General features: G+C 36.7%; 13 protein-coding genes and 1 other annotated feature (1 of these 14 only partly in view). Of the genes, 1 reads left to right on the top strand and 12 read right to left on the bottom strand.

Translation table 11 applies throughout. The annotated features are described in order from the left end of the window. Positions 1-79 (bottom strand) — a binding site (T-box leader) (it extends 139 nt beyond the left edge of the window). Between the two features lie 37 nt (positions 80-116). The 4 genes from pdxT to guaB all read right to left on the bottom strand — a co-directional run bounded on the left by pdxT (position 117) and on the right by guaB (position 4,609). Beyond that, positions 117-710, bottom strand: a complete 594-nt coding sequence (gene pdxT, locus NLW78_RS10135; protein WP_254496999.1) for a pyridoxal 5'-phosphate synthase glutaminase subunit PdxT — start codon at positions 708-710, stop codon at positions 117-119. Positions 711-723: 13 nt separating this feature from the next. After that, positions 724-1,608: a pyridoxal 5'-phosphate synthase lyase subunit PdxS gene (pdxS, locus tag NLW78_RS10140; protein WP_254497001.1), complete on the bottom strand. Its 885-nt coding sequence runs from the start codon at positions 1,606-1,608 to the stop codon at positions 724-726. Positions 1,609-1,694: 86 nt separating this feature from the next. Continuing rightward, positions 1,695-3,035: a D-alanyl-D-alanine carboxypeptidase family protein gene (locus tag NLW78_RS10145; RefSeq protein ID WP_254497003.1), complete on the bottom strand. Its 1,341-nt coding sequence runs from the start codon at positions 3,033-3,035 to the stop codon at positions 1,695-1,697. 107 nt (positions 3,036-3,142) lie between these two features. Further along, positions 3,143-4,609, bottom strand: coding sequence for an IMP dehydrogenase (guaB, locus tag NLW78_RS10150; protein ID WP_254497004.1), 1,467 nt, complete (start codon positions 4,607-4,609; stop codon positions 3,143-3,145). 131 nt (positions 4,610-4,740) lie between these two features. Between guaB and NLW78_RS10155 the strand changes: the two genes are divergently transcribed. Continuing rightward, the gene (locus tag NLW78_RS10155; protein ID WP_254497005.1) at positions 4,741-5,718 is read left to right on the top strand and encodes a YaaC family protein; all 978 of its coding nucleotides are present in this window, start codon (positions 4,741-4,743) and stop codon (positions 5,716-5,718) included. An 8-nt stretch (positions 5,719-5,726) separates the two neighbouring features. Here NLW78_RS10155 and NLW78_RS10160 read toward each other — a convergent pair whose 3' ends face one another. The 8 genes from NLW78_RS10160 to dnaA form a co-directional block, all read right to left on the bottom strand. Continuing rightward, positions 5,727-6,809 (bottom strand): HD-GYP domain-containing protein, encoded by a 1,083-nt coding sequence (locus NLW78_RS10160; RefSeq protein WP_254497006.1) that lies wholly within the window; start codon positions 6,807-6,809, stop codon positions 5,727-5,729. 69 nt (positions 6,810-6,878) lie between these two features. Beyond that, the gene (gene gyrA, locus NLW78_RS10165) at positions 6,879-9,362 is read right to left on the bottom strand and encodes a DNA gyrase subunit A (RefSeq protein ID WP_254497007.1); all 2,484 of its coding nucleotides are present in this window, start codon (positions 9,360-9,362) and stop codon (positions 6,879-6,881) included. 54 nt (positions 9,363-9,416) lie between these two features. Next, positions 9,417-11,336: a DNA topoisomerase (ATP-hydrolyzing) subunit B gene (gene gyrB, locus NLW78_RS10170; protein ID WP_254497356.1), complete on the bottom strand. Its 1,920-nt coding sequence runs from the start codon at positions 11,334-11,336 to the stop codon at positions 9,417-9,419. Between the two features lie 43 nt (positions 11,337-11,379). Beyond that, positions 11,380-11,667, bottom strand: coding sequence for an extracellular matrix regulator RemB (remB, locus tag NLW78_RS10175; RefSeq protein ID WP_254497009.1), 288 nt, complete (start codon positions 11,665-11,667; stop codon positions 11,380-11,382). A gap of 6 nt (positions 11,668-11,673) precedes the next feature. Next, on the bottom strand, positions 11,674-12,792 hold the full coding sequence (gene recF / locus NLW78_RS10180; protein WP_254497011.1) for a DNA replication/repair protein RecF: 1,119 nt from the start codon (positions 12,790-12,792) through the stop codon (positions 11,674-11,676). A gap of 25 nt (positions 12,793-12,817) precedes the next feature. After that, positions 12,818-13,039 carry a S4 domain-containing protein YaaA gene (yaaA, locus tag NLW78_RS10185; protein ID WP_254497012.1) on the bottom strand — a complete coding sequence of 74 codons (222 nt, stop codon included), beginning with the start codon at positions 13,037-13,039 and terminating at the stop codon, positions 12,818-12,820. A gap of 85 nt (positions 13,040-13,124) precedes the next feature. Beyond that, positions 13,125-14,270 (bottom strand): DNA polymerase III subunit beta, encoded by a 1,146-nt coding sequence (gene dnaN / locus NLW78_RS10190; RefSeq protein WP_254497013.1) that lies wholly within the window; start codon positions 14,268-14,270, stop codon positions 13,125-13,127. A gap of 172 nt (positions 14,271-14,442) precedes the next feature. Next, on the bottom strand, positions 14,443-15,792 hold the full coding sequence (dnaA, locus tag NLW78_RS10195; protein ID WP_254497015.1) for a chromosomal replication initiator protein DnaA: 1,350 nt from the start codon (positions 15,790-15,792) through the stop codon (positions 14,443-14,445). Positions 15,793-15,933 lie beyond the last annotated feature (141 nt).

A 15,933-nucleotide genomic window follows, 5' to 3' on the forward strand; every position in this document is an offset into this window, starting at 1 on the left:
TTACCTTTTATCGGTTCACAGCACCCACCGACTCTCTGAAAAAAACATAACTGTTACTATTTCCTATCATTGCTTTTATCTCATTACATTGTTTGCTATATAATATATACGTTTTTTTAACTCGTTGCAAGTTGCTCCTTTGAACTTTTCACCATCTGTACAAAATGTTCCATTAACCGATGGTCGTCTGTTAACTCAGGATGAAAGGCACATGCTAAATAATGGCCTTCTTGCGCAGCTACAATTTTTTCGTTATAAGTGGCTAAAACATCCGTATTGTTTCCTACGTCTAAAATGTATGGTGCCCGGATGAAAACAGCATTATGGTCATCAGCAATATTTTTAACTTGCACATCGGCTTCAAAGCTTTCTCTTTGTCTACCAAAGGCATTACGTTCTACTTTTATATCCATTAACTGCAAATGGCCGCCTGTTTGACCGTTAATTTCTTTTGCTAAAAGTATGAGACCTGCACATGTACCGAATATCGGTTTTCCTTCATTGCCAAACTTTTGTAACTCAGAAAGGAAACCATATTTATCAATTAAGCGACGCATTGTCGTACTTTCTCCACCAGGTAAAACAAGACCATCTATTTCTTGTAACTGTTCAGTACGTTTAACGACAACTGCCTCTGCTTCACATGCCTCAATGGAACGGACATGTTCTCTTACAGCTCCTTGAAGTCCTAATACACCTATTTTAACCATTTATCCATTCTCCTTACTCACTGCGATCTTGCATACGTTGTCCTGGAGATAATGTTGACATTTCAATACCCGGCATTGCTGTTCCAATACCTTTAGAAAGGTTAGCTATTAGTTCATAGTCTTCATAGTGTGTTGTAGCTTCCACAATAGAACGAGCAAAGTTCGCTGGGTTATCGGATTTGAAAATTCCTGAACCTACAAATACTCCATCTGCTCCTAATTGCATCATAAGGGCCGCATCAGCAGGCGTTGCAACACCACCTGCAGCAAAGTTTACGACTGGAAGTTTACCTTCCTCTTTAATCTGTAATAACAGCTCATATGGAGCACCATTTTCTTTTGCGTATACCATTAATTCATCATCAGAAAGACTAACGACTTCCCGAATTTGAGATTGTACTTTTCTCATATGACGTACCGCTTCTACGATATTACCCGTTCCTGGCTCACCTTTTGTACGTAACATAGATGCACCTTCAGCAATACGACGAACTGCTTCTCCTAGGTCGCGACAACCACAAACAAACGGTACTGTATAATCACGTTTATTTATATGAAAGATATCATCAGCAGGGGTTAATACTTCACTTTCATCAATATAGTCTACTCCCATTGCTTCAAGAACTCGTGCCTCAACAATGTGGCCAATTCTTGCTTTCGCCATAACAGGAATGGAAACAGCATTCATAACTTCTTCAACAATACCTGGATCAGCCATTCTAGCTACCCCACCAGCTGCACGAATGTCAGAAGGTACTCGCTCTAGCGCCATTACTGCAACGGCACCTGCTTCTTCAGCAATTTTTGCCTGTTCAGCATTTACGACATCCATAATGACGCCGCCTTTTTGCATTTCAGCCATTCCTCTTTTTACACGTTCAGTTCCTAACTTTGACATGATGTAATTCCTCCAATATTCTTGATATTCACTCTTTTTTTTATTTTAACGCATTATAAGTTAATATCCTACTATCCCAATCAGAATTAAAAAATATTTTTTATGCCATTTACGATATTTGAAAATAAATCAGCAAAAAAACCACCTACTGCTCGTAATGTTAGAGAGAACCAATTTGCCTTCTCAACAGAGTCGTTTACGACAATGTCTGTAACTGTTGCTGCATTTTCATATTGGTCGTTAATATATCCGAGAGACTCTTCACCAGTATATGTTACCTTCATTGTTCCAACCTTATCCCCTTTTTCCACTGGGGCAGTTAGTTCACCCTTCTCTGTTAAAAGCTCTTCATCAAATTCGTAAACAGCTTCATAAGCATCTTCTTCGCCTTTTTTAACAAGCGTTTTAATCGGAGTTGTTGTAGATACGGATACTTCTGATTGCTTCCCTTTTACTACTGGTAATGCCGATTGGTCTTTAATTTGGTAACCAGCAGGATAAAGTTCTTTTACTTCAAAATCACTAAATCCGTAATCAAGCAATTTACGAGTTTCTCTGAAACGTTCAGCTTCACTACTTGTACGCATTACAACTGAAATCAGTCGTCTGCCATCACGCTCTGCTGTTCCTGTAAAGCAATAACCTGCAAGGTCCGTCCAACCAGTCTTCAAACCGTCTACTCCTTCATAACCAAAGGAGGAGTAATAGTCCCCTTCCATACCAGGTAACATCCAGTTTAAATTTGTTTTCGTTATGCCATCTAATTCATATTGCTTCATGGAGGAATAATTTAATGCGTCTGAGTAATTGTTCACTAAATGAAAGGCCAATAGGGCTGTTGATTTTGCTGAAAGTAAATTATCTGCAGTTGGACTTGTTCCTTCTGGATAATCATTACCTAACAGACTATTTGGAATTCCTGTTGAATTGACAAACTGAAAATCTGGTAAACCTAATTCTTCCCCTTTTTCGTTCATCATTCGGACAAATTCACCTTCAGATCCTGCAATCAGTTCTGCAAGTGCAATTGTTGTGGCATTATCTGAGAAAATAGCCATTGCGGAATACAATTGTCTAACTGTATATTCTTTATTTTGTCTTAATCCAATTCCTGAAAACATAGGATCTGCTGAAATTCGATACGCATAATCACTAATATATGTAGTTGTATCCCAGCTAATTTCCCCTTCACTAATCGCTTCCAATACAAGATATTCTGTCATCATCTTTGTCATACTAGCCGGGGGAAGTGCGTTGTCTGCTTGTTTTTCAAATAATATTTTCCCTGTTTCTGCATCTATTAAAATGGCAGATTCTGCCTCTACATTAATAGCTGCTTCTACTTCTATAGGTTTAGGAATGAAAGAAACAACTGTTACGAAAAGCGTTAAACACGCGATAAATATTGGTTTGATGTTGTTTATCATCTATGTTCCCCTCCGCTATTTTTTTGCCTCACGTAGGTTATTTTATCATAGGAATGTTAAAAAAAGTAGATAAGTAAATTTTACCTATCTACCTTTTTTCTGTAATGTTATGAGTAATTTGGAGCCTCTTTTGTAATTTGAATATTATGAGGATGGCTTTCTTGAAGTCCAGCATTTGTTATTCGGATAAACTTCCCATCATTCCTCAATGCTTCTAAGTCCTTCGTTCCACAGTATCCCATACCGGAACGTAGGCCACCTAACAATTGATGGACCGTTTCAGCAAGTTGCCCTTTATAAGGAACTCTACCTTCAATACCTTCGGGAACGAGCTTATTTGCTTCACTTTCATTTTGGAAATATCGATCTTTAGACCCAGATTTCATTGCTCCAACTGATCCCATGCCTCTATATACTTTAAATTGACGACCTTGATAGATTTCCGTTTCACCTGGGCTTTCCGCTACACCTGCAAACATACTCCCTAACATAACGGCATGCGCACCTGAAGCTAATGCCTTCACAATATCGCCTGAGTACTTAATTCCACCATCTGCAATGACCGGTACATTATATTCCTTTGCTGCACTGGCACAATCATAGATAGCCGTAATCTGAGGGACACCTACCCCTGCTACCACTCTTGTTGTACAGATAGAACCAGGGCCAATTCCTACTTTTACAATATTTGCCCCGGCTTTAATTAAATCAACCGTTGCCTCTGCTGTTGCAACATTTCCAGCAATAATATTTAATTGCGAGTACTTTTCTCGTACAGCCTTTACTTGCTCAATTACCCCTTGAGAGTGCCCATGTGCAGTATCAACAACAATAACATCAACACCAGCATCAACTAATTTTTCAATTCGAAGCATACTGTCAGCTGTTACACCAACTGCTGCTCCTACTAATAAACGACCTTGTTCATCTTTTGCGGCATGAGGAAATTCAATCACTTTCTCTATATCTTTAATAGTAATTAAACCCTTTAGCTTACCACTATCATCAACTAATGGTAACTTTTCTATTTTATACTTTTGTAAAATCTTCTCTGCTTCTAATACTGTAGTACCTACAGGGGCTGTGATTAACTCTTCACTTGTCATGACTTCAGAAATTTGGATTGAATAATCTTGTACAAAACGTAAGTCACGATTCGTAATAATACCGACTAGTTGGCGTTCTTCCTCGTTGTTAACAATCGGCACACCAGAAATACGGTATTTCCCCATTAAATGTTCCGCATCAAATACTTGGTTTTCAGGTGTTAGGAAAAATGGATTAGATATAACTCCGTTTTCAGAACGTTTTACTTTATCGACTTGATCAGCTTGATCTTCAATGGACATATTCTTATGTATAACTCCAAGACCACCTTGTCTAGCCATTGCAATTGCCATATCTGCTTCTGTTACTGTATCCATACCGGCACTAATCAATGGGTTTTTAAGCTTTAAAGTCGGAGAAAGTTCAGTTGCAACTGACACATCACGGGGAAGTATTTCTGATTTCGATGGAACGAGTAATACATCGTCAAACGTTAAGCCTTCTTTTTCAAATTTATCTGTACGCAAAAGTTGTCGCCTCCTATTTTAATTGCTTTTATGAAAATGGTTACACTATATACATATCTGATTTAAATATTTTAACCTACATTACGACATTATCATTAATTTTTCAAGCTAAATATATAAAGGTGGTCAGCATGATTACAAAGGAAATTGATTCTGTATATGCAAAACTAAAGGCTATTCCTTATGTACAAAGCTTTTTAAATGATTGCTACAATCGGCTATTTTTTGAGGAAAGTGAGCGCTTAAGCTTTCAGAATGCTGATCGGTTTATATACTATTTAGAACATGGTGAGATTTATTTAAAAGAAGCTCAAAAAGTCCCGGTTCATATTCAACCGGTCCTTCTTTTTTATGGACTTACACAATTAATTAAAGCATGTTTACTTACAAGAAGACCAGAGTATCCGGAAAACACAAAAATTCTATCGCATGGTGTCTCTGCCCGTAAACGAAAAAAACAAGATTACAGCTTTTTGCATGATGAAGTAAAAGTTCAACAACATGGATTGTTCCCTTATTTTTCAAAACATTTGTTTCATACAGAATCTTTTCCCGTAGATAAATTTACAATGGAAATGTTACTTCGTCGAGTTCCGGAGATGAATGTGTTATTTAAAGATCGCCAAAGTGGCTCTTCCCAAATAAAAATTGGACATGTACACAAAGATACATTTTTAATACCTACTAATGTATTAAACACGTTACACATAACTGAACAGCGATTCAAACGAAAAATGAGTATATTCGTTCCCGAGTTTGAATCTGTCGCATATGATGCTGAATTCATGCGCGTTCAACTGGAACAACCTCTGTTTCCGTTTCTCAACGATTTTTTATATTTAAATCTAGAGGATGAGCATTATTATTTAATGCGAAATCGCCATTTATTTTTTCCATTGCATGAGATCATGGTTCACTATTTAATATTGTACAATTTAAGTATGATTTGTCGCTATGAAACAGAATGGTGGGGAGATCTTCTTCATACACACGGGAGTGAAGATTACTCGTATATACATTATTTTTTAGAAATTACTCAACGAAAGGTATCGGTTATGATTGGATTTTATTTATATCATCAAATTGAAAAGAATAGAGCATTCGATTAATGAATGCTCTATAGCAATATTTCTTCAATATATAGATCCGTATGTTCACCTAAAGCTACCAATTCCTTATTATAATCTAATTGAACCATAGGTCTTGTTGGTGCATGTGAATCAATGTATACGATTTCCCCGAGTAAAGAATTGGACAATTTCACTTTTGTGCCTAACGAATAATTGGTTAAATGTTTTATTAATGTCTGCATTACAATTAAATCTAATTTCCCGAATTCTTCATGTAACATTTCCTCAATTACTTTAAATGGTGATTTTTTTCGTTTGTAACTTCGCTCACACGTCATCGCATGGAATACGTCAGCTACAGATACAATTTTCGAATATAAATGGATTTGATTTTGATCCATTTGAAAAGGATACCCACTACCATCAAGTCGCTCATGATGCTGCAACACAGCGAGTTTTACTTCTTTTTTCAAAGCAGTTATATGTTCAATCATCCGGTATGAATAGACAGGGTGCTTCTTCACAATTTCAAGCTCTTCTATTGTAAAGGACTTTTCCTTTTTCAAAAGATTTGGCTCTATTTTAGCCATTCCACAGTCACTAAAGTAACCTGCCAAACCAACTTGGATTTGATCTCCCTCAGACAGATTTAATTGCTTACCTAAAAAGCTGCAAATGATACCAACAGTTACAGCATGATGGTAAAAGTATTGTTCCTTTTCTGCGTAATGGTAAAAAGAAAAGATAACTTCAGGTGATTTCAATGCCGCTTTTACAAGTGGGACAAAATGGTTACGTACGGCTTGGATGTCAATACTTTTTCCTCCCTGCCAATGCTTAAACATTTCCCTCGTCTTATTCACGCTATGAAAATAGAGGTCTAACACACCTTCTTTTTTAATCTCTTCCTCATTTTTTTGTACTTTTTGATTAGGCTCAAACTTATCACCATTTGCTAATCGGGTTGAAACTTCTACTTCTTCAATTAAAAATGCCTGTAACACCTCAATGTGCAAAGGTTGAATAACGGTGTTTCTTGGTATAATTGGTTTTAACGTATTCCCCATCACATCCTCAATAAGTAAACATCCCGGTTTTAATTGACTCGGATGTACTTGCAAGCGGTTCACCTTCTTCCTGCTCTTAGTCATTTTTAAAAAGAGGACAACAACAACTCGGCTGTGTCCTCTCTAGTCATATTACTCCTCTGATTCATCCTCTACTACTTCCTCATCCTCAAAAGCATCTTCCTCATTTTCAATTCTAGCGACAGTGGCAACTTCTTCACCATCACCTAACTTAATCAGGATAACACCTTGTGTATTTCGACCCGTTTCAGATATTGATTCAACCGGCATTCGAATGAGTACTCCACTTTCCGTAATAATCATTAAATCTTCTTCACCGCTTACAGCTTTAACAGCTACTACATGTCCATTTTTCTCCGTCAAGTTGCAAGTGATAATTCCTTTACCGCCACGGTTGGTAATTCGATAGTCTTCAGAGTTTGTACGTTTTCCGTAACCTTTACTTGTAACCGTTAATACTTGTAATCCATCTTCTATGATCTCCATAGATACTACTTCATCATTTTCGTCACGTAATGAAATCCCTTTTACTCCTGCAGCCGTTCTTCCCATTGGGCGGACAGCATCTTCTTCAAAGCGGATTAAATATCCTTGTTTTGTACCAATCATGATGTGTTTGTTTCCATCAGTTAAACGAACAGATATTAGTTCATCATCTTCTCTTAAGTTAATCGCTCTTAATCCACCTCGGCGAATATTCGCAAATTGAGATAAGGTAGTTCGTTTGGATATTCCTTGTCTCGTTGTAAAGAATAAGTACCAATCATCTACAAACTCCTTAACAGCGATAACTGCGTTAATCCATTCACCTTTTTCAATTTCAATCACATTTATGATTGGGATTCCTTTAGCCGTACGGCTAAATTCCGGAATTTCATATCCCTTGGTTTTATATACTTTCCCTTTATTTGTAAAGTAAAGGATTGTGTCATGGGTTGATGTAGATAATAAATGTTCGACAAAATCTTCATCATTTGTACCCATTCCTTGTACACCACGCCCACCACGTCTCTGACTACGGTAGGTAGAGGCAGGTAGACGTTTTATATATCCTTTATGGGTAAGGGTGATAACAATTTGTTCTTCCGGAATTAAATCTTCATCTTCGATGAAGTCCGTTTGTCCCACGACAATTTCTGTTTTTCTTTCATCATTAAACTTCTCTTTAATTTCAATCAATTCATCACGGATGATTTGTAATACCTTTTCATTATCAGCTAATATGGCTTTTAATTCATCTATTAATTTAACTAATTCAGCATATTCTTGCTCAATTTTTTCACGCTCTAAACCGGTTAAACGTTGTAAACGCATATCCAAGATAGCTTGGGCTTGTTTTTCTGTTAACTCAAATTGATTCATAAGCCCTTCTCGAGCAATTTCAGTCGTTTTAGAACCACGAATTAACGCAATCACTTGATCTAAGTGGTCTAACGCAATACGAAGGCCAGCCAAAATATGTGCCCGTGCCTCTGCTTTTTTTAGTTCGTATTCGGTTCTGCGGCGAATGACAATCTTTTGATGCTCTAAATAATGCTGTAAACATTGTTTTAAGTTCAATACTTTTGGCTCGCCGTCTACTAAAGCAAGCATATTAATGCCGAATGAAGTTTGTAATGCTGTTTGCTTGTACAAGTTATTTAATAATACGTTGGCATTAACATCACGGCGAAGTTCAATAACAATACGCATACCATCACGGTCGGATTCGTCACGTAAATCCGTAATGCCATCTATTTTCTTATCTCGCACTAATTCGGCAATCTTTTCGATAAGCTTCGCTTTGTTCACTTGGAATGGAATTTCCGTTACGATAATAGACGTTTTTCCATTATCTTTCTCCACGATATCTGTTTTCGCCCGGAGTGTAATAGATCCTTTTCCCGTTTCATAAGCTTTTCGAATTCCACTTCTACCTAAAATTTGACCCGCTGTAGGAAAATCAGGACCAAAAATGTAATCCTCCATCAATTCTTGAATGGTTATATCAGGATTCTTACTAATCGCTAATACACCATCAATCACTTCCCCTAACTGGTGAGGCGGGATATTGGTTGCCATCCCTACTGCAATTCCTGATGCTCCATTAACTAATAAATTAGGAAAACGGGATGGTAGAACGACTGGTTCCTTTTCGGTTCCGTCATAGTTATCAGCATAGTCAATCGTATTTTTATTGATGTCTCGTAAAATCTCCATAGAAATTTTCGACATTCTTGCTTCTGTATAACGCATGGCCGCTGCTGCATCACCATCGACAGACCCAAAGTTACCGTGTCCATCAACAAGCATATAACGGAAGTTAAAGTCTTGAGCCATTCGCACCATCGTATCGTAGACAGCAGAATCACCGTGAGGGTGATACTTACCAATTACTTCTCCAACAATACGGGCAGATTTTTTGTATGCTTTATCAGAATGCATTCCTAAATCATGCATCGCATATAATATTCTTCGATGTACTGGCTTTAATCCATCTCGTACATCTGGTAATGCACGGGCAACGATAACACTCATTGCATAATCAAGGAATGAAGTTCTCATTTCCTGACTAATATTAATTTCTTGCACTTGTGGACGTTGTTGATCCACCATTATATTTACCTCCTATTCGTGAAGGACGAGAAAACTAGACGTACGTTTTCTGTTCTATATATCTAAATTTTTAACATATCGGGCATTTTCTTGAATGAAATCTCTCCGAGGTTCTACTTTATCCCCCATTAATATTTCAAAGATTTCATCCGCTTCTATTGCATCTTCAAGACTAACTTGAAGCAATGTTCTCGTTTCAGGAGACATAGTTGTTTCCCATAACTGGGTAGGATTCATCTCCCCTAAACCTTTATAGCGTTGTAAGCTAGGCTTAGGCGTTTTTGACAGTTGAGACATACGTTCTTCCATTTCTTTATCGTTGTATGCGTAATATACTGCTTTTCCTTGTTGGATTTTATATAAAGGTGGTTGTGCAATATAAATATATCCTCTTTCAATTAGTGGACGCATATAACGATAGAAAAAGGTTAACAATAACGTTCGTATATGTGCGCCATCAACATCAGCATCAGTCATAATAACAATTTTATGATAACGGGCCTTTTCTATATCAAACTCTTCGCCGATACCTGTTCCTAGCGCCGTAATAATAGTCCTAATTTCATTATTGGATAGTATTTTATCCAATCGTGCCTTTTCAACATTAATAATTTTACCACGTAATGGTAAAATCGCCTGAAAATGACGATCACGACCTTGTTTAGCAGATCCTCCTGCCGAGTCACCCTCAACAACGTATAATTCACCAATAGAAGCATCTTTAGCAGAACAGTCTGCTAGTTTTCCTGGCAGACTGGAAACTTCCAGCGCACTTTTTCTACGGGTAAGTTCTCTTGCTTTTTTCGCAGCCATTCTTGCCCGAGAAGCCATTAATCCCTTTTCAACAATTTTCTTCGCTGTATCAGGGTTTTCGAAAAGAAACTGAGAAAACGACTCACTAAAAATAGAATCTGTTACAGTCCGAGCTTCACTATTTCCTAAATTCGTTTTCGTTTGTCCTTCAAACTGAGGATCCGGGTGCTTTATAGAGACAATAGCTGTAAGACCTTCCCGAACGTCATCTCCAGTAAGGTTTGGGTCACTTTCTTTAAACATATTATTCTTACGGGCATAATCATTAATAACACGGGTCAACGCTGTTTTAAACCCAGATTCATGAGTTCCACCTTCGTGTGTATTAATGTTATTTGCGAATGAATAAATATTACTGGCAAAACTTGCGTTATATTGTAAAGCTACCTCTATCGAAATATCATCCATCTTACCTTCTGCATAAACTGTTTCATGTAAAGGTTCACGTGTGCGATTTAAATGCTCTACATAAGATGCAATACCACCCTCGTAGAAAAACACATCTTTCTTTTGTTGACCTTCCCTTTTATCTTCTACTGTAATCGTAATCCCTTTATTTAAAAAGGCTAATTCGCGTAAACGATTGGCCAACGTATCGTAATGGTACTCTTCAGTCTCAGAGAAAATCTCAGGGTCAGGTTTAAAATGCGTTCTTGTACCCGTAATGTCTGTTTCACCTATGATTTTCAAATCTTCCTGAGGAATTCCCCGTCTATATTGTTGGTAATAAATGTTACCATCCCGGTGTACAAATACTTCTAACATTGTAGATAGAGCGTTCACGACAGAGGCACCTACGCCGTGTAGACCTCCAGATACTTTGTAACCACCACCGCCAAACTTACCACCGGCATGCAACACTGTCATAATAACTTCTACTGCTGGACGTCCCATTTTTTCATGGTTACCGACAGGAATTCCCCGTCCGTTATCCACTACAGTAATACTATTATCTTCTTCAATAATAATATCAATTTTATCACAGTAACCTGCTAACGCCTCATCAATACTGTTATCTACAATTTCCCAAACAAGATGGTGCAGTCCTTTTTCATTCGTAGAACCGATATACATCCCCGGACGTTTACGAACTGCTTCTAATCCTTCAAGGACCTGTATTTGACTTTCATCATATGCTTGTTCTGTTAATTTGTCTTCCATTGCCATTCATACTCACCTTCATTTCTAAAAGGGTAAAAAGTGATTATTCCTCATCATAATTATCGGAGTAATCCTCTAATTTATCTAACGTTATCGCAAGCTGAGATCGTTTCCTTAACGTAGAAACTGCTAAAGAACTAAAATAAACAAAATCATCTGTAATTACGATTGATTTTGCACTCTCATATAACGACTCCACTACTTTTTTTTCTTTTTTTAGATTCATAATCATCTCTTCTACGATTGTAGAAGAGCTAAATAATGCGTGATCAATGATAGCTACAACATCATCTGAGCGAATTACGTGATCCTCCCCGATATGTATAAACAACGTATCTCACCCTTCTTTGACAACTGTCCCTTTTTGGACATGAAATATTTCCGATTTACTTAATGTATCATGACGTATTCCATCCACACTTGTTGTTGAAACAAATGTTTGAACTTTTCCTTGAATCGTATCTAACAAATGGGATTGTCGATGATCATCTAATTCACTTAACACATCATCTAATAGCAATATCGGATATTCGCCTACTTCATTATAGATGAGTTCAATTTCCGCAAGTTTAAGGGACAATGCGGTAGTTCGTTGTTGTCCCTGTGATCCAAAGGTTTGCACATTTTGTCCATTAACGTAAAAGAGTAAATCATCTCGGTGTGGCCCAATTAAAGATGTCCCTCTTTCTACTTCTCTCGTTTCGATATCAGAAAAATGATCTTGATAGACTTTAACTATTTTTGACAATTCCATTTGTTCTGATACATCGCTGGTTGCATCATAACGAATATCTAATTGTTCTAACTGACGACTAATCCCGCTATGGATTGGTTCCGCCCAATTCCGTAATAATTGTAAAAATTGAAACCTACGTTTAACAATAATTGCAGCATGTTCAATTAACTGTTCTGTTAATATGCGTAACATTGTTCGGTCTTTTGTTTGTTTTCTTTGATAGTCCTTCAGTAATGCATTACGTTGCTTAAGGATTTTTTGAAATTGACCTAAATGATAAACATACGTAGGTTGAATTTGGCCTATTTCCATATCAATAAAACGCCGACGTTGCTGGGGACTACCTTTGACTAAATTCAAATCTTCTGGTGCAAACATAACAACATTTAAGAAACCGATATAGTCGCTAAGTTTCTTTTGTTCAATATGATTATATTTGGCTTTTTTCCCCTTTTGACTTAAAGTTATTTCCATTGGAAAGTGTCGATTGCGTTTAAAGACTTTCCCTTTAATTTTAGCATAGTCTTCGTCCCATTTGATTAATTCTTTATCACGGGGCGTACGATGTGATCTGGAAAAGGCTAACACATAGATAGATTCCATTAAATTCGTTTTCCCTTGTGCATTCTCCCCAATTATGACATTCACTTTATGATCAAATTGAAGGTCTAATTGATCATAATTCCGAAAATTGGCAAGCGATAACTGTTCTATATTCATATAGATCTCCTTAACGACTGAGCAACTATTGTTCTCTTGTCACTTCAAAGGTACCGATTTCTTCGATTGTTACAATATCTCCAGGCTTAAGTTTTTTTCCACGCCTGTTTTCGGGTTCATCGTTAACAAACACCTTATATTCTTGTAAAAACCATTTTGCCATACCACCTGTTTCAATAACATTGGCTAATTTTAGAAATTGGCCTAAAGGTATCGTTTCTGTAGTGATTTCAATTTGTTCTTGCATATTTTCACCCTGCTCTCCAAAGCTCTATTTATATTTTACTAAATGATGAACTATAAAGAAAGCAAGGGAATATCCCTTGCTAATTTTAGTATGTGCGGACAGGTAAAATTAATTGTAAAATTTCATCATCTTTTTCCTCTGGCTTAATGATAAACGGTCTCATAGCACCGGTAAACTGGATTTTTACCTTTTCAGAATCAATTGCTTTCAAAGCATCCATCATATATTTGGCACTGAAGGAAATTTTTAATTCCTCTCCATCAACAGAAGCTGCCGAAATAGATTCGAGTACATTTCCTACTTCAGGAGAATTACTGGATATCTCTAATTGACTATTTGCTTTTGTGACTAACTTTACTACATTATTACGGCTTTCTTTCGCTAACAAACTTGCACGATCAATTGATTGGAGTAAATCTTTAGCATCTATAAGTACATCCGTTTTACTTTGATCAGGAATTAATCGAGATGTTTCTGGATAATTGCCGTCAAGTAATCGAGACAGAAAGTATAAATGTTTCGTGCGGAACAATATTTGATTTTCTGTAACACTTATTTCAATTTTGTCTTGGGCTGATTCCAAAATTTTATTCAGTTCATTTAAGCTTTTTCCGGGAATTACAATGTTTCCGAAGGAAAGCTCGTTAAGGTGACCATTCACAGGAATTTTCTTTGATGCTAAACGGTGGCTATCTGTCGCAACAAAATGAATTTTTCCTTCCTCAAGCTTCATATTTACCCCCGTTAAAATAGGGCGTGTTTCAGAAGTAGAGACTGCAAATACAGTTTGAGAAATTAAATTTTTCAAAATATCAATCGGTAGCTCAAAACTATTTTCTGTATGTAGCTTTGGCAGTTGTGGATATTCTTCTGCATCTTGACCGTTCAAATGAAATTCTGCACTCCCAGATCGAATCGTAACGTTGAATTGATCATCAGTTTCAATTTCCACATTTTTTTCTGGAAGTTTACGAACAATTTCCGGGAAGTATTTCGCTTGTAAAACAATGCTTCCGCTTTCTAATTGTTCAATATTAATCATTCCATCCTCTTCCACAGGAATATGTGATTCAATCGAAATATCTGAATTACTTCCCGTCAATGTAATCCCTTCATGATTTGCCTCTATTTTCATTCCGGTAAGAATAGGAATTGTTGTTTTTGAAGAGATTGCCTTCATGACATTTTGTACACTTTCCATTAATAAATTTCGTTGAATGATAAATTTCATTATGAATCCTCCTAAACAGGTTCTTTTATATATTATTTTTTATAAAAATATCGTAGTAATAGTAATAGGGCCTGTGAATATGTGCATAACTAGAAAAGTAGAAGGAAAGAAAGCCTATCCACATGTGGATAGACTGTGTGTAACTATGGATGAGTTATTCACATTGTTAACATTAGTTTGCTTTAATTTTTTCCTTCAGTTCTTCGATATCTCTTTGTAATTGTTGGTCATTCGTTAACATTTTTGAAATTTTTTCATGAGCATGAATAACCGTAGTATGATCTCTTCCCCCAAATTCTTCACCTATTTTAGGAAGGGAGTAGTCTGTCATCTCTCTTGCTAAATACATTGCGATTTGTCTAGGAAATGCAATCGATTTTGTTCGTTTTTTTGATGTGAATTCTTCGAATTTTACGTTATACGTTTGTCCTACAACTTCTTGAATAACAGGAATAGTAATCGTTTTAGGCTTTGAGCTCGGTATAATGTCCTTTAAAGCGTCAGCTGCTAAAGAGGCATTAATGTCTTGATTAATTAAAGAAGAATATGCAACAACACGAATTAATGCACCTTCAAGTTCACGAATGTTGGAATCTATTTGATTTGCGATATATAGCATTACTTCATTTGGTATATCTAGAGCCTCTGCCTTTGCTTTTTTCCGCAATATCGCAATTCGTGTTTCTAAATCTGGCGGCGTAATATCCGTAATTAATCCCCATTCAAACCGTGACCTAAGTCGATCTTCTAATGTAGGTATCTCTTTTGGAGGACGATCACTGGAGATTACGATTTGTTTATTTTCTTCGTGTAACGTATTGAACGTATGGAAAAATTCCTCTTGTGTTTGTTCTTTTCCAGCCAAAAATTGAATATCATCTATTAATAGCACGTCTACATTACGGTACTTATTGCGAAAGTTAATGGCTTTGTTGTCACGGATAGAATTAATGAATTCATTTGTAAATTTCTCTGATGATAAGTAAACAACCTTTGCTGACGGATTATGTTCAAGAACATAGTGCCCAATAGCGTGCATTAGGTGCGTTTTGCCTAAACCAACACCACCATATATGAACAGAGGGTTGTAAGCTTTTGCAGGTGCTTCAGCGACAGCTAAAGAAGCTGCATGAGCAAAGCGATTCCCCGAACCAATAACAAATGTATCAAATGTATACTTCGCATTTAACATACTTTTTGGAGAATCTCCATTATCAGCTGGAATATTTGGTGTTGGGTGAACAGGATTTTTCGGTTTTTGCTCTTGATCTTTATCATCAGGGATAATAAATCTCGGTTTTAGTTCTGATCCAGTTACTTCAAGTAACGTTTCGGAAATTAATGTTGAATAGCTGTTTTCTAACCAGTCTCGGGCAAATTCATTCGGTGCTGCAATAATAATCGTTTGATTCTCTAAGCCCTTAGCCTTTGTTGATTTTAACCAAGTATCAAAACTAGGTTTACTAATTTTAGTCTCGATGCTTTTGAGCGTCTCAGACCATAATTCGTGTATGTTCTCCATTGATTCACCCCTTCCTACAACGGAAAAACATCCAAATGTACTTGTTCGTGCATTGTGGATAACTAATCCCCTGTGTTATGATTGAATCTGTCATTTATCGACATTTTCCACAACAATGTGAATACATTGAATCACATATGT

It is taken from the genome of Salirhabdus salicampi (assembly GCF_024259515.1).
GTDB lineage: Bacteria > Bacillota > Bacilli > Bacillales > Alkalibacillaceae > Salirhabdus_A > Salirhabdus_A salicampi.

Excerpts from the sequence above, each read along its gene's own strand:
- NLW78_RS10155 (WP_254497005.1), top strand. The coding sequence starts at position 4,741 with ATGATTACAAAGGAAATTGATTCTGTATATGCAAAACTAAAGGCTATT.
- pdxS (WP_254497001.1), bottom strand. The coding sequence starts at position 1,608 with ATGTCAAAGTTAGGAACTGAACGTGTAAAAAGAGGAATGGCTGAAATG.
- dnaA (WP_254497015.1), bottom strand. The coding sequence starts at position 15,792 with ATGGAGAACATACACGAATTATGGTCTGAGACGCTCAAAAGCATCGAG.
- recF (WP_254497011.1), bottom strand. The coding sequence starts at position 12,792 with ATGAATATAGAACAGTTATCGCTTGCCAATTTTCGGAATTATGATCAA.
- gyrA (WP_254497007.1), bottom strand. The coding sequence starts at position 9,362 with ATGGTGGATCAACAACGTCCACAAGTGCAAGAAATTAATATTAGTCAG.
- gyrB (WP_254497356.1), bottom strand. The coding sequence starts at position 11,336 with ATGGAAGACAAATTAACAGAACAAGCATATGATGAAAGTCAAATACAG.
- yaaA (WP_254497012.1), bottom strand. The coding sequence starts at position 13,039 with ATGCAAGAACAAATTGAAATCACTACAGAAACGATACCTTTAGGCCAA.
- pdxT (WP_254496999.1), bottom strand. The coding sequence starts at position 710 with ATGGTTAAAATAGGTGTATTAGGACTTCAAGGAGCTGTAAGAGAACAT.
- dnaN (WP_254497013.1), bottom strand. The coding sequence starts at position 14,270 with ATGAAATTTATCATTCAACGAAATTTATTAATGGAAAGTGTACAAAAT.
- NLW78_RS10145 (WP_254497003.1), bottom strand. The coding sequence starts at position 3,035 with ATGATAAACAACATCAAACCAATATTTATCGCGTGTTTAACGCTTTTC.